The sequence below is a fragment of the Pseudomonas bharatica CSV86 genome (genome assembly GCF_000319305.2).
GTDB classification, from domain to species: Bacteria; Pseudomonadota; Gammaproteobacteria; order Pseudomonadales; family Pseudomonadaceae; genus Aquipseudomonas; species Aquipseudomonas bharatica.
Genome location: NZ_AMWJ02000002.1, coordinates 2,269,921 through 2,292,446, shown reverse-complemented (window position 1 = coordinate 2,292,446; position 22,526 = coordinate 2,269,921). Strand labels below are relative to the sequence as shown.

The following is a 22,526-nucleotide window of genomic DNA, read 5'->3' as shown; positions in this document are numbered from 1 at the left end:
GCCCCACCTTTTTCCTCTCAGGCCATACCTGATAGTTCTGCCAGTTATGGACGCAGCCACGCTGTTATACGCTTGGGCCATTCTCCATTTCAGACAATGGACCATGACAATACAAGGCCAGAGCATCATGCATACGCCAAAAACCGTGCTCGGTTTCAACGGCGAGCTGTTCGAGCCCACGACCGGCCACTACGTGCTAGGCAACGGCTATCGCGCCTACAGCCCATTGCTGATGATCTTTATCCAGCCGGACAGCTGGAGCCCGTTCGGGGCGGGTGGGCTCAATGCCTATGCTTATTGCAAGGGGGATCCGGTCAATGCTGCCGATCCTACCGGTCATATGCCGTTCCCGAATTCGAGGCCGTGGAATTTCCGGTGGATCCAGCCACCTCCCAGCCCTAATCACAGCAGGCCTGGCAGCCCTTTTACGGCGAGGCAAGAATTCCCACTGCTCGATAACTTCCCTGAACAACCAGTGATGGCACCTGCCGCGGTCGTGGGGAGTTCACCGACAGGCCTTGCCCCGGCTCCCGCTTCGCCTTTACGTCCGACGTCTCCTTCGCGCCAACCTTATCCATCGAGCTCAGCGTTGCCCACTCCCGCGGGAAGCGCAGGCCGACCTTGGGTCGTCCCGCGATCCTATCGTAACAAAATCAATTACCGGAGCCTGCAGAAGGAGATTGGAAGCAAGATTCTCTCTCACGACGCAGCGGGTATCATTGACCTGTCCAAAAAGCCCTTAAGCAGAATTCCCGTTTTAAGGGAGGTGCGCTGGCGATTGCTGCGGAGCCCGGGCGAGCGTAGGGCCGGGATCGGCGAAAGGAAGCGAGCTCCAAAACTTCTACGAGGGGATCTCTTGCGGCTGGAAGATCAAGCGCGAGTGGAAGGCAGTATTGAAAAAGCGGAATTCTATGCAAACCTGCGAGACGGTTTTTTTCCTTTGCAGTGAAGAGTTCGCACGAGGTAGGGACTTCGTCGAGAAGAGGTACAGCTGGGCGGTACTGTCGGTGTTCTGATGCATCGGTCAAGCTGAACCGAGGTGGGGCCGCTATGCGGGCCCACCTTTTTCCTGTCAGGGCATACCTGATAGTTCTGCCAGTTATGGACGCAGCCACGCTGTTGTACGCTTGGGCCAATCTCCATTTAGGTGGTGGATCATGACGATGGATAAACAGGACTCAAGGTATCCACTCAAGGCTTCACTCGGTTTCAATGGCGAATTGTTCGAGTCCTGGACCGGTCACTATCTCCTGGGCAAAGGTTATCGTGGCTACAGCCCGTTGTTGTTGATCTTCATCCAGCCGGACAGCTGGAGCCCGTTCGGGGCGGGTGGGCTCAATGCCTACGCTTACTGCCTTGGTGATCCGGTGAATCATTGCGATCCCACTGGGCATTTCCCTTGGAAAAATCGATTGTTGATACGCTGGATGAGCGCAAGGTTTGAGTATGGTAATCACCAGGCGACGACCACCCGTATCGCGCTTGGCAAGAGAACGTACAGCCAAGCCTTCGGCCTTGACTCACCGCATACGCAAGCAGAGGCCGTGTATCCGCCTCTTGCGGGGGCGGGTGCGTCCTCGTCCAGTGGAACATCATTGCCTGCTTCCCCCACCCCGACATCGTCTCGACTCTTGTCTACATCCGTCCAGCGGCCCCGGTCACCATCGCTTCTTCCTCCGGCAGATTATCCGGCGTCAGTCATTGACCAGCCTTTAGTTCTTCGTGCTAACCGTGAGTTGCCGGTACACCCGTCCCATAAGCATAACCCCAAGCTGGCGAAAGAGATTCAGGATAATCTGGTCGCTGCGATAACCACAATGGATGCCAAAGCCTTCACCACGCACTCAGGGAAGTACGGTAACGGCTACTATTCGAGGAAGTTGCTGAATGTGTTTATGCCCAATACGACGGGTCGACCAATGCACGAGTCGTACAAATTCACGCTCGCGGACCGGCGCAACCTGGTCAATCAAATAAATGACGAGAGACTAAGGACGTTTCTCAACGGGATTTACGAAGCCATTAAAAAAGCGCGTTAAAAATATCAGCGCAAGGTGCAGTCGGCGCCACCAGCCCGAGCCGGCCTTTATAAAGACCGTGGGCGTTCCCGGCAGGTGGGCCTTATCGCCCTTGCCACCCCGCTGCAACCTGACAGTTCTGCCAGTTATGGGCGAATCCAGGCTGTTGTACGCTGGTGCCAATCTCCATTTCGGGGAGAGGAGCATACCGGTGAAAGGCCAGAACATCATGCCTATGCTAAAGACTTTGCTCGGTTTCAACGGCGAGCTGTTCGAGCACACGACCGGCCACTGCCTGCTGGGCAACGGCTATCGCGCCTACAGCCCCTTGCTGATGATCTTCATCCAGCCGGACAGCTGGAGCCCGTTCGGGGCGGGTGGGCTCAATGCCTATGCTTATTGCAAGGGGGATCCGGTCAATGCTGCCGATCCTACCGGTCATATGCCGTTCCCGAGTTCGAGGCCGTGGAATTTCCGGTGGATCCAGCCACCTCCCAGCCCTAATCACAGCAGGCCTGGCAGCCCTTTTACGGCGAGCATGCAAGACTTCCCACTGCTCGATAACTTTCCTGAACAACCAGTAATGGTACCTGCCGCAGTTGTGGGGAGTTCACCGACAGGCCTTGCCCCGGCTGCCGTTTCGCCCTCACGTCCGCCATCCCCATTTCCCCAATCTTCGCCTGTTGCCTCGTCATCAAGCCGGGCCTTGGCGTCTTCGGTTCCACGCAAGAAACGCTTGCGGCCTGCTACTCAGAAGAGAAAGACAGAGAAAAATAAACTGGCGAGGGAGAAGATGAAACGTGACATAGCGGATGCAATCCCCGGCTTGTTTGCTTCAAGAGACGCAACGGGTATCAAAAACCTTGCTGTTAGAGGTAAAGAACATAGAGTGGCGGTTTTGCAGGGGTTGTATGAGGATCTCCCGCTTACCTCGCAGATGCGTGCTTCTACACGACGTGTCCCACGGGACGCATCTTGCTTCAAACATGGCATCTCATGCGGTTAGAGAAGGATGCACAGATTAGTAGTAACCGTAACGATGCAGATTTCTATCGGGCGCTGCGGGCCCTTACTGACTAGGGGTAAAACAGATAGCGATGTCGGGAAGCGAGAGGATCACGCGTCAAAGTGACGCTTATGCAACCTGACAGTTCTACCAGTTATGGGCGAACCCAGGCTGTTATACGCTTGTGCTGGACAGTAAACAATAAAAGGCCAGAACATCATGCATACGCCAAAAACCGTGCTCGGTTTCAACGGTGAGCTGTTCGAGCCCACTACCGGCCATTACCTGCTCGGCAACGGCTATCGCGCCTACAGCCCCTTGCTGATGATCTTTATCCAGCCGGACAGCTGGAGCCCGTTCGGGGCGGGTGGGCTCAATGCCTATGCTTATTGCAAGGGGGATCCGGTCAATGCTGCCGATCCTACCGGTCATATGCCGTTCCCGAGTTCGAGGCCGTGGAATTTCCGGTGGATCCAGCCACCTCCCAGCCCTAATCACAGCAGGCCTGGCAGCCCTTTTACGGCGAGCATGCAAGACTTCCCACTGCTCGATAACTTCCCTGAACAACCAGTGATGGTACCTGCCGCGGTAGTGGGGAGTTCACCGACAGGCCTTGCCCCGGCTGCCGTTTCGCCCTCACGTCCGCCATCCCCATTTCCCCAATCTTCGCCTCTGGCCTCTACATCGAGTACCGCCTTGGCGTCTTCGGGGGCACACACGGAAGCTTTGCCGCCCATCATGGGAGCTCGTAATCGGCTCAAACAGGGCGCCGTGGACCGTCGCAACAAAATAGTTAACAATCTTCCCGGCATGATTAAATCCCGAAACACGCAGGCCATCCTTGAACTTTCTAAGGAAAATCGGAGCAAAAGCGCGGTTTTGAAGGAGTTGTACCGGCTATTACCACTTTCAGCGAGGGAGCGTGCTGTCACGATGGATACACAGCATGGAACGCCCATGCTTCGAAAATTTCATCTCGATTGGCTAGTGGCCAGGGCACGAGCCGCAGGAAACAAAAAAGATATGAGGTTCTATCGGTCCTTGAGGAAAGTTACTGCTGACCCGCGCCATAACGGCGCATCTCGGCGCTGACAGTGGTCAGGCCATGCGAACGAACCCGCACTTCGAAGCGACCTGACACTTCTACCAGTTATGGACGCAGCCACGCTGTTATACGCTTGGGCCATTCTCCAGTCAGGTGATGGATCATGACGATGAAAGAACCGGGCACACGGCATCTGCCCAAGGCTTCGCTCGCTTTCAATGGTGAGTTGTTCGAGTCCTGGACCGGTCACTGTCTCTTGGGCAAAGGTTATCGTGCCTACAGCCCGTTGCTGATGATGTTTATCCAGCCGGACAGTTGGAGCCCATTCGGGGCAGGTGGGCTCAATGCCTACGCTTACTGCAAAGGGGACCCTGTCAATCTTGCCGACCCTAGCGGTCACGTGCCGGTCTTGCCGGGAATGTGGCATCGAAGGACGTCTCTACCCGCGCCGACTGTGCATATAGCCCGCCATTCAGGTCCCGGTGTACTTCTCGATCTTTCCAGACGGGCCACTGTCCAGCCCTCGGCTACACAGATCGCATCGCGATCCGACAGGTTGCTGTCTGTGCCGGAGCAGCAGGAGCCCTTGAACTTGTCTGCGGGACATGAACCCGGATCGTGTCCCGGGAAGTGGTGTAACTCATCATGGCTCTGGCCACTGAGTTTGCCGTTTAGTTGATCACGGCCGACAGCTTGGCCTGTGGATTATCGCTGACTGCTTCAAAGGCCTCCAACTGCATGTAACGTCGTTGCAGGCACCACTCGTCGTTCTGCTCCAGCAGCATTGCGCCTACCAGACGCGTGATGGCCGGATCGTTGGGAAAAATCCCTACAACATCGGTGCGGCGTTTGATCTCGGCGTTGAGCCGTTCGAGTGGGTTGGTGCTGTGCAACTGCTGGCGGTGTGCCTTTGGAAATGCCATGTGCGCCAATACTTCATCCTCACAGCCATCCATGAGCGTCGCGATCTTGGGATATTTTTCGCGCAGCTGATCAGCGACCAAACGCCATTGCTGATGGCATTCGGCACGGCTGTCTTGGGCGAAAACCGTACGTAGCAGCGCCGCGACCATGGTGCGCTGACCTTTGCCGACGTGGGCCATGGCGTTTCGCATGAAGTGCACGCGACAGCGTTGCCAGGTTGCATTGAAGACCTTGGAAACGGCCGCCTTCAGACCTTCGTGGGCGTCGGAGATGACCAGTTTCACGCCCCGCAATCCACGTCGCATGAGGCTACGCAGGAAGTCTGTCCAGAACGGCTCGGCCTCCGATGGCCCAACCCGCATGCCCAGGACTTCGCGGCCACCGTCAGTGTTCACGGCCACGGCGATTATTACGGCGACCGAGACGATGCGCCCGGCCTCCCGCACCTTGACGTAGGTGGCATCAATCCAGAGATAGGGCCAGTCACCTTCAAGCGGGCGATCAAGGAACGCGTGAACGCGTTCATCGATCTCGCCTGCCAACCGTGACACCTGGCTTTTGGAAATGCCGATCATGCCCATGGCCTTCACCAGCTCGTCGACCGAGCGTGTAGAAACGCCTTGGATGTAGGCCTCCTGAATGACCGCCGCCATGGCCTTCTCGGCGGTGCGTCGAGGTTCGAGGAAGCCAGGAAAGTAGCTGCCTTGGCGCAGCTTGGGGATCTTCAGGTCGACGTCGCCGGCGCGGGTCTGCCACAGGCGGTCACGGTAGCCATTGCGGCTGTTTGTCCGGTCGGGGCTTTTGACATCGAAGCCGGCACCGCACAGGCCTTCGACATCGAACTCCATCATGCGCTGGGCAACGAACTGGATCATTTGCTTGAGCAGATCAGCATCTGCCCCTTTCTCAACCAACTCGGTCAATGCGATAGTGGGCTTGGTCATCGTGGTTTCTCTGGTGAAGGTTAAGTCCGCAAACTCAACGTTAGCCAAGAACCACGATGACCATCCTCTTTCGCCCGCAGGGCGCCTTCGGCTGGTTCAGTTACACCACTTCCCGGGACACGATCTGAACCCGGCTCCAATACGGGCGCATTGTCGCCTGTGTTCCCACCTGTCCGCGAGCGTTCTCCAGTGGCTCAACCCCGGCGATCTCTTCGGCTCAGCAAATCCCGGGTGCGCCGTGTAAACCAACTTTCGTTGGAAAATGAGGAGAAGTTGAAGCAAGCGATCAAGCAGAGGAGCAACGCGGCGGTTGACGTGATAGTCAAGGAGCGCGGTGGCGTAACATCTTTTCGCAGGATCATGAATGAAATGATGCCAATGCGTAATCAGCGTCCTCATGGGCGGATGCCAGGCGCAGCGTTCCAAAGGGGAGATTACAATTTATTACGGGATTACGCGCTGATAGAGCCTCTCTCGAGCCAGGACCCGAACTTGCGCCAGTTTCTCCAGGGTATTTATCCCTACCTGCACTAGCCGTTCATGCTGCCAGACGCTTGGACCGTCCAAATTCACGCGCGATCAAGGTAATGAATTAACCGGACGTATCGCGGGTGAGGCCGGTCTCATTGGGGGCGCGGGAAGGGCGCGATTTGAGTGCTATACATATTCGATAACGGTATTTAAAAATTTATTTTTATACCCTTAGAGTCTTTCCCACTGAGGCTATCCGCCTCGCCCCAAGTCAGCAAGCGCCCGTCTACCCCGGGCCGGTCCGGGAAAGACCAGTTCATGACCTTCGATTTCGCCTTCATCCTCAGCACGCTCCCGGCTTTTCTCAAGGCCGTGGGCGTAACCCTGCAGGTGGGCCTGATTGCCATTGCCACCTCGCTGGTGGTTGCGCTGATCAATGCGCCGATCCTGCTCTACCGCATCCCCGTCCTGCACCGCCTGGTCGCCCTGTACGTGGAGCTGGCGCGCAATACACCGCTGTTGATCCAGCTGTTCTTTGTGTATTTCGCCCTGCCTGCCCTGGGCGTGAAGATTTCCGGTTTCGCTGCCGCCATCATCACCATGACCTTCCTCGGCGGCGCCTACCTCACCGAGGTCCTGCGTGCCGGTGTCGAGGCGGTACCGGTAGCGCAATTGGAATCCGGGCGCTCCATCGGCCTTTCCGAACTGCAGCTGCTGCGCCATGTGATCCTGCCCCAGGCCGGCCTGCTGAGCCTGCCGGCGCTGTTCGCCAATTTCATCTTCCTGCTCAAGGAAACCACGGTGGTTTCGGCGGTGGCGGTGCCGGAGATTCTCTACACCACCAAGAGCTATATCGCCCTGTACTACAAGACCTACGAAATGCTCGCGGTGATGACGCTGATCTGCGTCCTGCTGTTCCTCCCGCTGTCGCTGCTGCTGAGCCGCCTGGAACGGAGGCTGCAACATGGCCAGTTCGGGTCTTGAGCTGTTGCTGGTGTCTCTGCCGCAACTGGGCAAGGGCGCCGCGCAAACCCTGGCGATCTCCGGGCTGGGAATCCTGTTCGCAACCCTTGGCGGCGTGCTCTATGGCGTGCTGGCGACCCTGGGCAAGCACGGGGTGAACATCGTCCTGCGCATCTACCTGGAGCTGTTCCGCGCCATCCCGGTGCTGGTTTGGCTGTACCTGCTGTTCTTCGGCCTGCCGATCTTCCTTGGTGTCAGCCTGCCGAGCTTCTGGTGCGCGGTGCTGGTGCTGGCCTTGTGGGGCGCCAGCGAAGTGGGCGAGGTGGTGCGAGGCGCGTTGCTGTCGCTGCCCCGTGGCCAGCGCGAGGCGGGGTTGTCCATCGGCCTGTCCGGCTGGCAGCTGTACGGCTACGTGTTGCTGCCCCAGGCGCTGAAACGCATGACCCCGCCAACCATCAACGTCTACACGCGGATCATCAAGACCAGCTCGCTGGCGGTGCTGATCGGTGTGGTGGACGTGATCAAGGTTGGCCAGCAGATCATCGAGCGCACCTATGAATCGGTGCTGATCTACGGCGCGCTGTTCCTGTTCTTCTTCTTTATCTGTTACCCGCTGTCGGCCGCTTCCCGCGCGCTGGAGCGGCGCTGGACGCACGCATGAGCGCATTGATCGAGTTCAAGGGTTTCAACAAGTTCTTCGGCGAGCACCGGGTGCTCAACGACATCGACCTGTCGGTACAGGCCGGCGAAGTGGTGGTCATCCTCGGCCGAGCGGCTGCGGCAAAAGCACCTTGCTGCGCTGCCTCAATGGCCTGGAAACCGCCCACGGCGGCAGCCTGAAACTGGAAGGGCGCGAACTGCTCGACCCGAAGACCGACTGGCGCGAGGTCCGCCAGCAGGTCGGCATGGTGTTCCAGAGCTACCACCTGTTCGGCCATATGACCGTGCTCGACAACCTGCTGCTCGGCCCGCTCAAGGTGCAGAAGCGCCAGCGCGCCGAGGCGGTGGCCCAGGCCGAGGCGCTGTTGGCCCGGGTCGGCCTGCTGGACAAGCGTGATGCCTATCCGCGCCAGCTGTCCGGCGGCCAGCAGCAACGTATCGCCATCGTTCGCTCGCTGTGTATGAACCCGCGGGTGATGCTGTTCGACGAGGTTACCGCCGCCCTCGATCCGGAAATGGTCAAGGAAGTGCTGCAGGTGATCCAGGGCCTGGCCCGGGACGGCATGACCCTGCTCATCGTCACCCACGAAATGGCCTTCGCCCGCGCGGTGGCCGACCGCATCGTGTTCATGGAAGCCGGCAGGATCCTTGAACAACGCTCGCCCGAGAGCTTCTTTACGAACCCGCAGACCGCACGCGCGCAGCAGTTCCTGGAGAAATTCTCCTATGTCGAAAGCCTGCCCGAGAAACCTCAAAAGGAACTGATATGAAAACTGCCAAGACGTCCAAGCTACTGCTGTCACTGTTTGGCCTGGCCCTGCTGGCCGGCTGCGACAAGGCCGCCGAAGCGCCGAAGACCGCTACCGCCGCCGCGCCGGCCCCGGCCACCGCCAGCTACCTGGACACCATCAAGGCCCGGGACAAGCTGATCGTCGGCGTCTTCACCGACAAACCGCCGTTCGGCTTCGTCGATGAAACGGGCCGCTATGTCGGTTTCGACACCGACATCGGCCGCGCCTTCGCCAAGTCGCTGCTGGGCGACGAGAACAAGGTGGAGTTCGTTGCGGTCGAGCCGGCCAGCCGCATTCCCTTCCTGCAAAGCGACAAGGTCGACCTGATCCTGGCCAACATGACCGTCACCCCGGAGCGCAAGGAAGCGGTGGAATTCACCAACCCCAACCTGCGCGTTGCGGTGCAGGCACTGGTTGCCGATGGCAGCAGCGTGAAGAAGCTCGATGACCTGGCCGACAAGACCACCATCGTCACCACCGGCACCACCGCCGATATCTGGCTGACCAAGAACCACCCGGACTGGAAACTGCTGAAGTTCGAAAAGAACAGCGAGTCGCTGCAGGCCCTGGCCAATGGCCGCGGTGATGCCTACGCGCAGGACAACCTGATCCTGTTCAGCTGGTCCAAGCAGAACCCCGGCTACCGTGTGCTCCCGGAGTTCCTCGGCGAGGAAGCGCCGATCGCCCCGGCGGTGAAGAAGGGCAACATCGAACTGCGCGACTGGGTCAACGCCGAGCTGGCGCGCCTGGGCGAGGAGAAATTCCTGCACAAGCTGTATGACCAGTACGTGCGCAAGGAACTGAGCGACGACACCAAGCCGGAAAGCGTGATTGTCGAAGGCGGCAAGTGGCAGGGCTGATACCCGTGCCGGGGCCTGCCGCTCGTCGAACCTGATAGTTCTGTCAGGTTCGCGGCGGGCCTCGGGTCTTTATCCTGTGGCGTATGTATCCGCTTCAGGTACCGACCATGTCCACGCCGACCGAACCGCCTCGTCCTCATACCCAGCGCAATGCCGGAGGCGGGTGGTCAGGCTTCAACGGCCAACGCCTCGAGCCCCGCACCGGTCACTACCTGCTCGGAAGCGGCTACCGCGCCTATAACCCGGTGCTGATGCACTTCAACAACCCCGATGCGCTGAGCCCTTTTGCCGGGGTGGGTTGAATGCCTATGCCTATTGCCTGGGGGATCCGGTCAATCTGCTGGATCCTGACGGACGAGCGGGTTGGCTGATGACTCAGTTTAGAAAACTCTTCAGACCATTTTCCAGGACCCCCCTCCAAAGGCGTTGCCTCCCGTGCCGTCTTCGGGTGGGACGAATGCCTCGGTGGCAACTGGCAATGCTAAAGATCTGGTTGCGTCCATGCGGGGGAGAAAACTACCTGAGGCTCCAGATCCACCAGCACCGTCGTCCCGGAGTGTTGATCCTGCAGATGCCGTGGAAGACGGGCCCGTACATCTATCGAGTCAGGGGGTGCGTATTCACCCGAACCCACAGGCAGAGTCTGCACAAGACGCACGGACGCTGGCGTGGATCAATGGCCGTTTGGTCCCTCCGGAATCAAAACGGAGCAAGACGGCTCGCCTAGGGCAAAACCCTGCCAAACCCAACAAAAGGAACGTCGATCATGTAGGTAGTGTCCGCAACGTGATCCGCACGAATGATTCGGAAATGAATCCAGACGGATGGTTATGAGATCAAGCTGATGGACAGATTGATAGCTTCACTGTCGGGCTCGGTACCGCCCGCCGCAAGCCTCGGGTTCAATGGCGAGCGCCTCGAGCCCCGCATCGGCCAGTACTTGCTGGGTCTCGGCTACCGTGCATACAACCCGGTGCTCCTGCGCTTCAACGCGCCGGACAGCAAGAGCCCTTTCGAACGCGGTGGCTTGAATGCCTATGGGTATGGCTTGGGTGATCCTGTCAACGTGATCGATCCCGACGGGCATGTTCCTCTGTCGGCGCTTTTGCTTTATGCGTCAAAGCGCAGCGGGTATCCCATCCGTAAGTTGGCCCCGATGCCGAAAGGCGGGGTGTTTACTCCGCCTTACCATGAGCATTACGTGAACGGGAAAAGAGTGAGCCGCTCCGACAGTCTTTCCTCGCTTGACGAACTTGCGGCGCTTGCCCAGCCGAGCAAGGCGGCTCGGAAAAGCAAAGCGCCTGATCCCGGATACGACAAATCCGTCGAAGAGCCGAAACTGCCTGACGAGCCTCCCGTTACGATGTTGTATCCGACCGATAAGACACCATTCCTGACCGGTTTGGACGGCACCAGGTTCTACCAGGCGGGCCTGGTGCTACATCCGCCCAAGGGACCGGGCAGGGGAGAACGGCTGCGTAATTTCGCGGTACGTAAAGTCAACCGCGTGCTGGGGATTCGCGATACCTCGCGCTGACTCCATGGGTGCCGGACCTCGACGCCAATAGCCAATTGAACCAATCACCCCCGCGGTTGACTGATTTACCTCAAGGCTCTGTAAGAGAGTTCTCATTGTTGCGTGGGCAGTAATCAAAGCCTGATCTACGCTAACAATCGCATTAATCACATTCCCCTCCGAACCGGCCCATGCAAAGGAGCCCGCATGAAGTTGTCGCGTTCTTGTTCGTTGATTTTCCTGGGGCTGGCGCTGGGGTTGACGGGTTGCCGCGACAAGCCGGCCGAAGAGCCGCAGCATCCGCGGGTGACGGTGCAGAAGGTCGAAACCGGCGATTTTTCCCCGCGGGTCACCCTCACCGGTGATGTCCAGGCCCAGGTACATAGCGACCTGTCATTCCGGGTGGGCGGCAAGATCATTTCCCGCAGCGTCGATGTGGGTGATCACGTCAAGGCCAACCAGGTGCTGGCGCGTCTCGATCCGAAAGACCTGCAAACCAATGTCGATTCGGCCAATGCCGAGGTGCTGGCCGCGCGTGCGCGGGTGACGCAAAGCTCGGCGGCCTTCGTGCGCCAGCAGAAACTCCTGCCCAAGGGCTACACCAGCCAGAGCGAATACGACTCGGCCCAGGCCGCGTTGCGCAGCAGCCAGAGCGCCCTGAAAGCCGCCGAGGCGCAACTGGCCAACGCCAAGGAACAACTGAGCTACACCGCGCTGGTGGCCGATGCCGCCGGGGTCATCACCGAGCGCCAGGCCGAGGTCGGCCAGGTGGTCCAGGCCACGGTGCCGATCTTCAGCCTGGCCCGGGATGGCGGGCGTGACGCGGTGTTCAATGTCTATGAATCGTTGCTGCTGGCGCCGGAGAGCGAGCAGGCGATCACCGTCAGCCTGATCGACGACCCCAAGGTGCAGGCCACCGGGCATGTGCGCGAGATCACCCCGACCGTGTCCGCCCAGAGCGGCACGGTGCAGATCAAGATCGCCCTGGACAAGGTACCGCCGGGCATGGACCTGGGCTCGGCGGTCAGTGCCACCGGCAACGCCCAGGGCAAGCCGGGCATCGAACTGCCCTGGTCGGCGCTGACCAAGGAGCTGCGCGAGCCGGCGGTATGGCTGGTGGAGGAGGACAGCAAGGTGCGCCTGCAGAAGGTCAAGGTCGGGCGTTACCTGACCGGCGAAGTAGTGATCAGCGAGGGCCTGGAGGCCGGCCAGCAGGTGGTGGTGCTCGGCGCCCAGTTGCTGCACCCCGGCATGCAGGTGGAAGTCGTCGATGAGGCCAAGGCGGGGTTGGGTCAATGAGAACATCCGTGATGCTGGCGGGCTGCCTGTTGCTAGTGGCCTGCGGCGGTGAGAAGGAAAAGCCCGAGCCGATCCGCCCGGTGCTGTCGGCCGAGGTGAAGACCCAGGACGCACTCGACCTCGGGCGTTTTGCGGGCACTATCCAGGCCCGCTATGAAAGTACCCTGGGCTTTCGCGTGGGCGGGCGCATCGCGCGGCGCTGGGTTGATGTCGGCGCCACGGTGAAGGCGGGCGACGTGTTGGCGAGCCTTGACCCCACCGACCAGCGCAACCAGTTGCGCGCCGCCGAAGGCGATCTGGCGAAGATCGAGGCGCAGTGGATCAACGCCCAGGCCAATGCCCGTCGCCAGCAGCAACTGTACGACCGCGGTGTCGGCGCCCAGGCGCAACTGGACATCGCCCAGACCGACCTGAAGACCACCGCTGCCAGCCGCGAGCAGGCCCGGGCGGCGGTGCAACAGGCCAGGGACCAGCTCGGCTACGCGGAGTTGCGCAGCGATCACGCTGCCGTGGTTACCGACTGGCAGGCCGAGGCCGGGCAGACCGTGGCGGCGGGGCAGGCGGTGGTCACCCTGGCCCGCCCGGACGTCAAGGAGGCGGTGATCGACCTGCCCACCTACCTCGCCGACGACCTGGCCCAGGGCGTCGAATTCACCGTGATGGCGCAGCTCGACAACAGCATCCGCACCAGTGCGGTGGTGCGCGAGATCGAACCCCAGGCCGATGCGAGCACCCGCACCCGGCGTGCACGCCTGACCCTGCGGGAAACCCCGGAGGCCTTCCGCCTCGGCACTTCGATCAGCGTCAGCCTGAGTTCGGCAGTGAATCCGCGCAGCCAGATCCCAGCCAGCGCCCTGCAGGAAGTCGAAGGCAAGAGCCAGGTGTGGATCGTCGATACCCGGCAGAAAGTGGTGAATCCGCGGGAGGTTCAGGTGCTGCAACGAGGACAGGATTCGGTATTGCTGGCGTCGGGGGTGCAGCCCGGCGAGCGGGTCGTTACTGCCGGGGTGAACAGCCTCAAGCCGGGGCAGAAGGTCATGGTCGATGAGGAAGGGACGCGATGAAAGGAAGCTTCAACCTCTCCGAATGGGCCCTGCGCCATCAATCGTTCGTCTGGTACCTGATGTTCGTTGCCCTGTTGATGGGGGTGTTTTCCTATCTGAACCTGGGGCGTGAGGAAGACCCGTCCTTCACCATCAAGACCATGGTCATCCAGACGCGCTGGCCCGGCGCGACCCAGGACGAAACCCTGTTGCAGGTCACCGACCGCATCGAAAAGAAGCTCGAGGAACTGGACTCCCTCGACTACGTGAAAAGCTACACCCGGCCGGGCGAATCGACGGTCTACGTGTACCTGCGCGACACCACCAAGGCCGAGGACATTCCGCAGATCTGGTATCAGGTGCGCAAGAAGGTCCAGGACATCCGCGGCGAGTTCCCCCAGGGCATCCAGGGCCCGGGGTTCAACGACGAGTTCGGCGACGTCTACGGTTCGATCTACGCCTTCACCGCCGACGGCCTGAGCATGCGCGAGCTGCGCGATTATGTGGAACAGGTCCGTGCCGAGATCCGCACCGTGCCCAACCTGGGCAAGATCGAGATGATCGGCACCCAGGACGAAGTGCTCTACCTCAACTTCTCCACCCGCAAGCTGGCGGCGCTGGGCATCGACCAGCGGCAAGTGGTCCAGGCCCTGCAGGCACAGAATGCGGTGACCCCGGCGGGGGTGATCGAAGCCGGGCCGGAGCGGATTTCCGTGCGCACCAGCGGCCAGTTCGCCTCGGAAAAGGATCTGGCCGAGGTCAACCTGCGCCTCGACGATCGCTTCTATCGCCTGGCCGATATCGCCGAAATCCGCCGTGGCTACGTCGATCCGCCGACCGTGCAGTTCCGCTACAACGGGCATGACGCCATCGGCCTGGCCATCGGCATGAAGGCCGGCGGCAACATGCAGGTGTTCGGCAAGCAATTGCAGGATCGCATGGACCAGCTCATCACCGAGCTGCCGGTGGGCGTTGGCGTTTACACCGTGTCCGACCAGGCGGTGGTGGTGAAGGAGGCGGTCGGCGGCTTCACCAGTGCGCTGTTCGAGGCGGTGGTGATCGTGCTGCTGGTGAGCTTCGTCAGCCTCGGCCTGCGCGCCGGGCTGGTGGTGGCCTGCTCGATCCCGCTGGTACTGGCGATGGTCTTCGTCTTCATGGAATACAGCGGCATCACCATGCAGCGGATCTCCCTCGGCGCCCTGATCATCGCCCTCGGCCTGCTGGTGGACGATGCTATGATCACCGTGGAGGTGATGGTCACCCGCCTGGAAATGGGCGAAAGCAAGGACCAGGCGGCGACCTTCGCCTACACCTCCACCGCTTTCCCCATGCTCACCGGGACCCTGGTCACCGTGGCCGGCTTCGTGCCCATCGGCCTCAATGCCAGCTCGGCGGGGGAGTACACCTTTACCCTGTTCGCCGTGATCGCCGTGGCGCTGATCGTCTCGTGGATCGTCGCGGTGCTGTTCGCCCCGGTACTGGGCGTGCACCTGTTGAGCACCAAGCTCAAGAAGCACGAGGAAAAGCCCGGGCGCCTGGCCAATGCCTTCCATGGCGGCCTGGTCTGGTGCATGCGCCATCGCTGGCTGACCATCGTCGGCACGGTGCTGATCTTCGCCCTGTCGATCTTCTGCTTCCGTTTCGTGCAGAACCAGTTCTTCCCGGCCTCGGACCGTCCGGAACTGCTGGTGGACCTCAACCTGCCGCAGAACGCCTCGATCGCCGAGACACGCAAGGCGGTGGATCGCCTCGAAGCCACCCTCAAGGACGACCCGGACGTGGTCCACTGGAGTTCCTATATCGGCCAGGGTGCGGTGCGTTTCTACCTGCCGCTCGACCAGCAGTTGCAGAACCCGTACTACGCGCAACTGGTGGTGGTGAGCAAGGGCCTGGAATCGCGCGAGGCGCTCAAGGCGCGGCTGCAGAAGCGTTTGCGCGATGACTTCATCGGTATCGGCAGCAACGTCCAGTCGCTGGAAATGGGCCCGCCGGTGGGGCGGCCGATCCAGTACCGGGTCAGCGGCAAGGACATCGACCTGGTGCGCAAGCACGCGATCGACCTGGCGACCCTGCTCGACAGCAACCCGCATATCGGCGACATGATCTACGACTGGAACGAACCGGGTAAGGTGCTGCGGGTGGACATCGCCCAGGACAAGGCGCGCCAGCTCGGCCTGTCGTCGGAAGACGTGGCCAACGTGATGCAGGCCATCGTCAGCGGCGCGCCGGTTACCGAGGTGAATGACAGCATCTACCTGATCGATGTGGTCGCGCGGGCCGAGGACAGCGAGCGGGGTTCGCCGCAGACCTTGCAGAACCTGCAGATCGTCACGCCGAACGGCACTTCGATCCCGCTGCTGGCATTCGCCACGGTGCGTTACGAGCTGGAGCAGCCGCTGGTCTGGCGTCGGGACCGCAAGCCGACCATCACCATCAAGGCCTCGGTACGGGACGAAATCCAGCCCACCGACCTGGTGGCGCAGCTCAAGCCGAAGATCGACGAGTTCGCCAGCAAGCTGCCGGCAGGCTACGAAGTCGCCACCGGTGGTACGGTGGAGGAGAGCGCCAAGGCCCAGGGGCCGATCAGCAAGGTGATCCCGCTGATGCTGTTCCTTATGGCGACCTTCCTGATGATCCAGTTGCACAGCGTGCAGAAGCTGTTCCTGGTTGCCAGCGTCGCGCCGCTGGGGTTGATCGGCGTGGTCCTGGCGCTGGTGCCGACGGGCACGCCCATGGGCTTCGTGGCGATACTCGGGATTCTCGCGCTGATCGGCATCATCATCCGCAACTCGGTGATCCTGGTGACGCAGATCGACGAATACGAAGCGCAGGGGTACACGCCATGGGATGCGGTGGTGGAAGCCACCAACCACCGGCGCCGGCCGATCCTGCTCACGGCGGCGGCGGCGAGCCTGGGCATGATCCCCATCGCCCGCGAAGTGTTCTGGGGGCCGATGGCCTACGCCATGATCGGCGGGATCATCGTGGCGACATTGCTGACGCTGTTGTTCCTGCCGGCGTTGTATGTGGCGTGGTACAGGATCAAGGAGCCGGAGAAGGCCTGACTCTTGTATTGCCCTTCAGGGCCTCATCGCTGGCAAGCCAGCTCCCACAGGTCCAGCGGAGCACGCGGACCTGTGGGAGCTGGCTTGCCAGCGATGAGGCTTACAGCCACACCGCATCCCAATGGGAATAATCAGCAGCCTTTCTGACCAATCCAGCTCGAATGGGGTTAGCAACGATGTACCGGGCAACCGCCACGATATCGTCTTCCCGCCTCAAAGCCCGGTCATGAAACCCCTGCTGCCATAGCTTGCCCTGTCGGCCACAGGCCTTGTTCACAGCGCAGGTGCTTCGGGATTTGAAGCGCCGCATCAAGGTCTTCAAGGTCACACTCTTCAATTCGATCAACCAGTGAAGGTGATCTGGCATCACTACCCATGCGAGAGAAGTGACCGAGCCTTCCTGCTCTGTTTGCCTAAGTTGATGGATCACCAATCTGGCCAGGCCGAAGTCGTTGAATATCGGTGCTCGGAGTTCAGTCGCGGTAGTCAATACATACAGCCTGCCAGGCTCTGAAACCCGGCCACGGCGTAGGCGGTTGGATGAGGGACGGTCCATGTCTCGCTCCTTGAATGTGGAAATTTCAAGGTAGCCCTGAGACTGGTCCGGGGAGGAGGGTCATTGATTCCTGTTGTGTCTGGACCGGCCCTATCGCTGGCAAGCCAGCTCCCACAGGTTTAGCGGTGCACGCGAGATCCCTGTGGGAGCTGGCTTGCCAGCGATGAGGCCCGAGAAATCAGCGCTTGTTCAACCGCCTGGCCAACCGATCCCCACTCACCTGGATCAACGCCACCAGTACCACCAGCATGACGATCACCGTCAACATGATCTGGCTGTCGAAGCGCTGGTAGCCGTAGCGGTAGGCAATGTCTCCCAACCCGCCGGCACCGATGGCTCCGGCCATGGCCGAGGAGTTGATCATGGTCACCAGGGTGATGGTGAAGCCGCCGACGATCCCCGGCAGCGCTTCGGGCAACAGCACGTGCCAGACGATATGCCAGCGCCGGCAACCCATCGCTTGCGCCGCTTCGATCAGGCCATGATCGACCTCGCGCAGGCTCACCTCGGCAATCCGCGCGAAGAACGGCGTTGCCGCGATGGTCAGCGGCACTACTGCAGCCCAGACCCCATAGGTGGTGCCGACGATCAGCCGGGTAAAGGGGATCAGCGCCACCATCAGGATCAGGAACGGAATCGAGCGGAACAGGTTGACGAACGCGCCCAGCACGCGGTTCACAGTGGGTGCTTCGAAGATCCCGCCCTTGCCGCTGGTGACCAGGACCACCGCCAGCGGAATCCCGACCAGCAAGGCGATCAGCGACGACACGCCGACCATCAGCAGGGTGTCGATCACTCCCTGCAACAAGCGATCAAACCACATAGCCCAGCACCTCCACCTGCGCGGCCCAGTGACGGGCGCGTTCGATAATCGCCTCGTGCGCGTGCGGCGAGCCGGAAACCGACACCACCAACTGCCCCAGCGCCCGGTCCTGGATCGGCTCGATCCCGCCCTGCAACAGGCTGACCTTGCCACCCAATGCTGCGAACAACGCGGCCAGGTCCGGGGCCTCGCGGTCCTGGCCGCTGATGCGCAAGCGCAGCACCAGTGCCGCGTTTGCATCCGGGGCCGTGGGCAGCAAGCGCTCCAGCAGCGACGGCGGCAGGGCTGGCTGCAATGGCGCGAGCAGGGTACGACTGACGTCGTGCCGAGGGTCGCCGAAGACTTCCCAGACTTCGCCCTGCTCGACCACCCGCCCGCGCTCCAGCACCACCACGCGGTGGCAGATGTCGCGAATCACCGCCATCTCATGGGTAATCAGGACGATGGTCAGGCCCAGCCGCCGATTGATATCCCGCAGAAGCCCGAGAATCGATTCGGTGGTTTCCGGATCCAGCGCCGAGGTCGCTTCGTCGCACAGCAGGATCGCCGGGTCATGCACCAGCGCCCGGGCAATCCCCACACGCTGCTTCTGTCCGCCGGACAACTGCGCCGGGTAGACATGATGCTTTTCCTGCAAGCCGACCAGCTCCAGCAGCGCTTCCACCTTGCGCCGGCGCTCGGCCTTGGGCACGCCGGCGACCTTGAGCGGCAGTTCGACGTTCTGCCAGACGGTCTTGGCCGACATCAGGTTGAAGTGCTGGAAGATCATGCCGATGCGCCGGCGCAGGGTGACCAGTTGGTCCTCGTCGTACCCGGCGATATCCACCTGGTCGATCAATACCCGCCCGCCGCTGGGCTGCTCCAGGCGGTTGATGGTGCGGATCAGCGACGATTTGCCGGCACCGCTGCGGCCGATGATGCCGAAGATCTCGCCGTGCTGGATGGTCAGGTCGATATCGGCCAGGGCCGGGGCATCCTGCCCCGGGTAGGTCTTGTGCAGGCCGATGAAGCGTACATGGGCGCTGTTCAGCTCCGGGTGCAGCACCCGGCGCACCGCTTCGAGCGGCGACGCATCCAGCGCCACGCGGGCGTTGGCGATACCCATCTCAGCTCTCCCAGCCCGGCTGGTAGAGCTTGCCGTGGGCCTTGTCGAGTGCCGCGCGGACTACCGGCGAGTGCTGGTAGATGTCGATGAACTTCGCCAGGCGCGGGTCGTCCTTGCTCTTGGGCTTGATCACGAACTGGATCACGTATTCCTTATGGTCGATGCCGTCGAACAGCAGCGCGGATTCGGCATCGAAGGTCTTGGCCAGGCGGATGTAGTGCGGGTAACCCTGCACCAGGTCGGCATCATCGTAGGCGCGCACCAGTTGCACGGCTTCGACCTGAAGGATCTTGATCTTCTTCGGGTTGGCGATGATGTCCTCTTCGGTGGCCTTGTAGCCGACGCCGTCCTTGAGGGTGATCAACCCGGCCTTGGCCAGTAGTTGCAGGCCGCGCCCGCTGTTTATCGGGTCGTTGGCGATGGCCACGGTGGCGCCTTGCGGCAGCTCGTCGAAGCTCTTGTACTTCTTCGAGTACAGGCCGACGTTGTTGATGATCCCCGGTGCATAGGGCACCAGGTCGAAGCCGGCGGCGGCCTTGGCGTTTTCCAGGAAGGGGATGTGCTGGAAGTAGTTAACGTCGATATCGCCGGCATTGAGGCTGACGTTCGGTGCGATCCAGTCGCTGAATTCGATCAGCTCCACGTCCAGCCCCTGCTTTTTGGCTTCGCTGACCGCGGCTTCCAGTGGTACGGCAAAGGCTGCGGTGGTGCCGACTTTCAGGGCATCGGCGGCGTGGCTGGCGCCGATCAGGCCGAGGGACAGGCCGATTGATAGGGATAGTGCCGCGACGGGGCGGCCGATAAGGGTCTTAAGCATGCTGGAGCGCTCCGTTCTGCTGGGCGGTGGTGGTGTGCGAATGGCGATAGCGGGCGCCGGGGTGTTCGGCGGGCAGGTGCGCCGTGCCGGCAGGGAAGAGTTTTTCCCGCAGGCTGCCGTTGTCGTAGGCGGTCTTGTACGAGCCACGTTTTTGCAGCTCGGGAATGACCAGGTCGATGAAGTCCTCGTAGCTTTCCGGGGTCACGGTGCGGGCGAGGTTGAAGCCGTCCAGGCCGGTTTCGGCGACCCAGCTTTCCAGCTCGTCGGCAACCTGGCCGGGCGAGCCGACCAGGGTGATGTAGCGTCCGCCCAGGGCGTGCTGGTCGAGCAGGCGCCGGCGGGTCCAGTCGTTGCTTTGCAGGTTCTTCGTTGCCGACTGGATGGCGTTGCTTTTGACGTACTGGATCGGCTCGTCCAGTTCGTACGCGGAGAAATCGATGCCGGTGGAGCTGGAGAAATGCGCAACGCCGGCTTCGGCGCTGGCATGGCGCAGGTATTCGGCATGCTTGGCCCGGGCCTGTTCTTCGCTGTCGGCGACGATCACCGTGATGCCCATGAACACCTTGATCGCCTGCGGATCTCGCCCAGCGGCAACGGCGGCGGCACGCACCTTGTCGACCTGGGCGCGGGTCGCGGCCTTGGTCTGGCCACTGATGAACACGCATTCGGCGTGCTGCCCGGCGAAGCCCAGGCCGCGCTCGGAAGCGCCGGCCTGGAACAGCACCGGCGTGCGCTGCGGCGAGGGCTCGCACAGGTGGTAGCCCTCGACCTTGTAGAACTCGCCCTGATGGCGGACCTTGTGCACCTTGTCGGGCCGGGCGTAGACCCGCTGCTGCCGGTCCTCGACGACCGCGCCGTCTTCCCAGCTGCCTTCCCACAGCTTGTAGAGCACTTCCAGGTACTCGTCGGCCTGGTCGTAGCGCCGGTCATGCTCGGGCTGCTCGTCCAGGCCCATGGCCTTGGCCGCGCTGTCGAGGTAGCCGGTGACGATATTCCAGCCGATCCGGCCACGGCTCAGGTGGTCGAGGGTGGAAAGACGCCGGGCGAACAGGTAGGGCGGCTCGTAGGTGAGGTTGGCGGTCAGGCCGAAACCAAGGTTGCGGGTTACTGCCGCCATGGCCGAGACCAGCAGCAGCGGGTCGTTGACCGGCAACTGGATCGACTCCTTCAGCGGCACCTCCACCGACTGCTGGTAGACGTCGTAGACGCCGACGATATCGGCCAGGAACAGGCCGTCGAACAGCCCGCGCTCCAGCAGCTTCGCCAGCTCGGTCCAGTATTCGATCGTCTTGTACTGGCTCGAGGTGTCCCGCGGGTGGGTCCACAGGCCGTGATTGATATGCCCGACGCAGTTCATGTTGAAGGCGTTGAGCAGGATCTTCTTCTTCGCCATCAGATGGTCCCCCGCAGCGGTGGATTCTGCTCGTTCAGGTAGTAGTTGCCGATGGCGTGGTATTTCCAGCGCACCGGGTCGTGCAGGGTATGGGTGCGGGCGTTGCGCCAGTGGCGGTCGAGGCCGTGCTCGGCGAGGGTGGCCTGGCTGCCCGCCAGTTCGAACAGGGTGCTGCCGGCGGCCAGGGAGATCTCGGTACTGATGGCGCGGGCCTCGGCCACGGCGATGGACGCGGCGGCCACGCTCTCGGCATTCGGTTCGGCCTGGGCGCGGTCGAGGAATTCGCCGGCACGTTCCAGCAGGGCTTCGGCGGCGTGCAGGCGGATTGCCAGGTGGCCGAAGGATTTCAGGGTCAGCGGGTCTTCGCTGGCCTTGTCGTTGCCCGAGTCGATCCACGGGCGCGTACGGGTGCGCACGAAGTGCAGGGCGTCTTCGTAGGCGGCGCGGGCGATGCCGGTGTCAATGGCGGCGTGGAGGATCTGTGCCAGCGGGCCGACCGGTGTCGGCCGCTCGAAGGCGCTCTGGAAGGGCACCACGTCGTCGGCATCGACCGGCACGTTGTCGAACACCACCGAGCCGCTGCCGGTGGTGCGCTGGCCGAAGCCGCTCCAGTCGTCGATCACCTTGAGGCCGGCACTGTCGGCGGGCACGAAGGCCAGCTGCTGCACGCCGCTTTCATCGCCTACCGAGGTAGGGATGCGCTGGGCGTAGATGGCGCCGGTTGCATAGAACTTGCGACCGTTGATACGCAACTGCTCGCCGTCGCGGGTCAGGCGGGTGGTGCGGTCATGGGCGGTTTTCGTGCCCAGTTCGGCGAGGGCGTTGCCGAAGCGCACACCGGCCAGCACCTCGGCGTAGAGCCGCTGCTTCTGCGCTTCGCTGCCGTTCACCCGCAGCACTTCGAGGGCGTAGAAATGGTTTTGCGGAATCTGCCCCAGGGAGCTGTCGGCCTGGGCGATGCGGGCGATGACTTTGGCCAGGGTGACGTTGGACACGCCCGCGCCGCCGTAGGCCTTGGGCACGCTGATGCCCCACAGCCCGGAGCGCGAGAACAGCTCCAGTTCGGCATGGGGCAGGCGGCGTTCACGGTCGCGCAGGATGCTGTCCTGTTGCAAGGCACCGGCGATCTGCTCGGCAATGGCGAGTGCCTGGGCGTCGTCGGCGATCACCGGCACATCGTGGTGCGGAAGGGAAACATGGCTCATCGAAGGGGCTCCAGTGGTCTGG

Annotated in this window: 17 protein-coding genes and 4 pseudogenes; 14 read left to right on the top strand and 7 right to left on the bottom strand. The window is 61.8% G+C overall.

Features of this window, described 5'->3' with window-relative positions; translation table 11 throughout:
* The first annotated feature begins 127 nt into the window (after nt 1-127).
* From CSV86_RS24315 to CSV86_RS24295, 5 genes and pseudogenes are all read left to right on the top strand, one after another.
* A complete protein-coding gene (locus CSV86_RS24315) occupies nt 128-949 on the top strand; it encodes an RHS repeat-associated core domain-containing protein (protein ID WP_446532479.1) in 822 nt (273 codons plus the stop codon).
* 214 nt (nt 950-1,163) lie between these two features.
* Nucleotides 1,164-2,039, top strand: coding sequence for an RHS repeat-associated core domain-containing protein (locus CSV86_RS24310; RefSeq protein WP_240160549.1), 876 nt, complete (start codon nt 1,164-1,166; stop codon nt 2,037-2,039).
* 208 nt (nt 2,040-2,247) lie between these two features.
* Nucleotides 2,248-3,024 carry an RHS repeat-associated core domain-containing protein gene (locus tag CSV86_RS24305; protein ID WP_240160600.1) on the top strand — a complete coding sequence of 259 codons (777 nt, stop codon included), beginning with the start codon at nt 2,248-2,250 and terminating at the stop codon, nt 3,022-3,024.
* Between the two features lie 219 nt (nt 3,025-3,243).
* On the top strand, nt 3,244-4,116 hold the full coding sequence (locus CSV86_RS24300) for an RHS repeat-associated core domain-containing protein (RefSeq protein ID WP_080604713.1): 873 nt from the start codon (nt 3,244-3,246) through the stop codon (nt 4,114-4,116).
* Between the two features lie 116 nt (nt 4,117-4,232).
* A pseudogene (locus CSV86_RS24295) lies at nt 4,233-4,469 on the top strand (RHS repeat-associated core domain-containing protein); the annotation flags it as partial.
* Between the two features lie 271 nt (nt 4,470-4,740).
* On the opposite strand, the gene CSV86_RS24290 reads toward CSV86_RS24295, so the two are convergent.
* A complete protein-coding gene (locus CSV86_RS24290; protein ID WP_009395869.1) occupies nt 4,741-5,937 on the bottom strand; it encodes an IS256 family transposase in 1,197 nt (398 codons plus the stop codon).
* Between the two features lie 789 nt (nt 5,938-6,726).
* Between CSV86_RS24290 and CSV86_RS24285 the strand changes: the two genes are divergently transcribed.
* The 9 genes and pseudogenes from CSV86_RS24285 to CSV86_RS24245 all read left to right on the top strand — a co-directional run bounded on the left by CSV86_RS24285 (nt 6,727) and on the right by CSV86_RS24245 (nt 16,605).
* Nucleotides 6,727-7,392: an amino acid ABC transporter permease gene (locus CSV86_RS24285; protein WP_009395982.1), complete on the top strand. Its 666-nt coding sequence runs from the start codon at nt 6,727-6,729 to the stop codon at nt 7,390-7,392.
* A complete protein-coding gene (locus tag CSV86_RS24280; protein WP_009395983.1) occupies nt 7,373-8,032 on the top strand; it encodes an amino acid ABC transporter permease in 660 nt (219 codons plus the stop codon). Before CSV86_RS24285 ends, CSV86_RS24280 begins: the two co-directional genes overlap by 20 nt.
* Nucleotides 8,029-8,801: pseudogene (locus tag CSV86_RS24275) on the top strand (amino acid ABC transporter ATP-binding protein). Before CSV86_RS24280 ends, CSV86_RS24275 begins: the two are co-directional and overlap by 4 nt.
* Nucleotides 8,798-9,682 (top strand): transporter substrate-binding domain-containing protein, encoded by an 885-nt coding sequence (locus tag CSV86_RS24270; protein WP_009395985.1) that lies wholly within the window; start codon nt 8,798-8,800, stop codon nt 9,680-9,682. The pseudogene CSV86_RS24275 and the gene CSV86_RS24270 overlap by 4 nt, the downstream one beginning before the upstream one ends.
* A gap of 146 nt (nt 9,683-9,828) precedes the next feature.
* Nucleotides 9,829-10,052 (top strand): annotated as a pseudogene (locus CSV86_RS24265) (RHS repeat-associated core domain-containing protein); the annotation flags it as partial.
* Between the two features lie 528 nt (nt 10,053-10,580).
* Nucleotides 10,581-10,787: pseudogene (locus CSV86_RS32165) on the top strand (RHS repeat-associated core domain-containing protein); the annotation flags it as partial.
* 618 nt (nt 10,788-11,405) lie between these two features.
* On the top strand, nt 11,406-12,497 hold the full coding sequence (locus CSV86_RS24255; RefSeq protein ID WP_009395990.1) for an efflux RND transporter periplasmic adaptor subunit: 1,092 nt from the start codon (nt 11,406-11,408) through the stop codon (nt 12,495-12,497).
* Complete coding sequence (locus CSV86_RS24250; RefSeq protein ID WP_037059051.1) at nt 12,494-13,561, top strand: efflux RND transporter periplasmic adaptor subunit; 1,068 nt, start codon at nt 12,494-12,496, stop codon at nt 13,559-13,561. Before CSV86_RS24255 ends, CSV86_RS24250 begins: the two co-directional genes overlap by 4 nt.
* Nucleotides 13,558-16,605: an efflux RND transporter permease subunit gene (locus CSV86_RS24245; RefSeq protein ID WP_009395992.1), complete on the top strand. Its 3,048-nt coding sequence runs from the start codon at nt 13,558-13,560 to the stop codon at nt 16,603-16,605. The genes CSV86_RS24250 and CSV86_RS24245 overlap by 4 nt, the downstream gene beginning before the upstream one ends.
* Before the next feature lie 100 nt (nt 16,606-16,705).
* Here CSV86_RS24245 and CSV86_RS24240 read toward each other — a convergent pair whose 3' ends face one another.
* The 6 genes from CSV86_RS24240 to CSV86_RS24215 all read right to left on the bottom strand — a co-directional run bounded on the left by CSV86_RS24240 (nt 16,706) and on the right by CSV86_RS24215 (nt 22,504).
* Nucleotides 16,706-17,161, bottom strand: coding sequence for an REP-associated tyrosine transposase (locus CSV86_RS24240; RefSeq protein ID WP_009395993.1), 456 nt, complete (start codon nt 17,159-17,161; stop codon nt 16,706-16,708).
* A gap of 178 nt (nt 17,162-17,339) precedes the next feature.
* A complete protein-coding gene (locus tag CSV86_RS24235) occupies nt 17,340-17,984 on the bottom strand; it encodes a methionine ABC transporter permease (RefSeq protein WP_009395994.1) in 645 nt (214 codons plus the stop codon).
* A complete protein-coding gene (locus tag CSV86_RS24230; RefSeq protein ID WP_009395995.1) occupies nt 17,974-19,089 on the bottom strand; it encodes a methionine ABC transporter ATP-binding protein in 1,116 nt (371 codons plus the stop codon). Before CSV86_RS24230 ends, CSV86_RS24235 begins: the two co-directional genes overlap by 11 nt.
* Nucleotide 19,090: 1 nt before the next feature.
* A complete protein-coding gene (locus CSV86_RS24225; protein WP_009395997.1) occupies nt 19,091-19,906 on the bottom strand; it encodes a MetQ/NlpA family ABC transporter substrate-binding protein in 816 nt (271 codons plus the stop codon).
* Nucleotides 19,899-21,299 (bottom strand): LLM class flavin-dependent oxidoreductase, encoded by a 1,401-nt coding sequence (locus CSV86_RS24220; protein WP_009395999.1) that lies wholly within the window; start codon nt 21,297-21,299, stop codon nt 19,899-19,901. Before CSV86_RS24220 ends, CSV86_RS24225 begins: the two co-directional genes overlap by 8 nt.
* Nucleotides 21,299-22,504, bottom strand: a complete 1,206-nt coding sequence (locus CSV86_RS24215) for an SfnB family sulfur acquisition oxidoreductase (RefSeq protein WP_009396000.1) — start codon at nt 22,502-22,504, stop codon at nt 21,299-21,301. Before CSV86_RS24215 ends, CSV86_RS24220 begins: the two co-directional genes overlap by 1 nt.
* Nucleotides 22,505-22,526 lie beyond the last annotated feature (22 nt).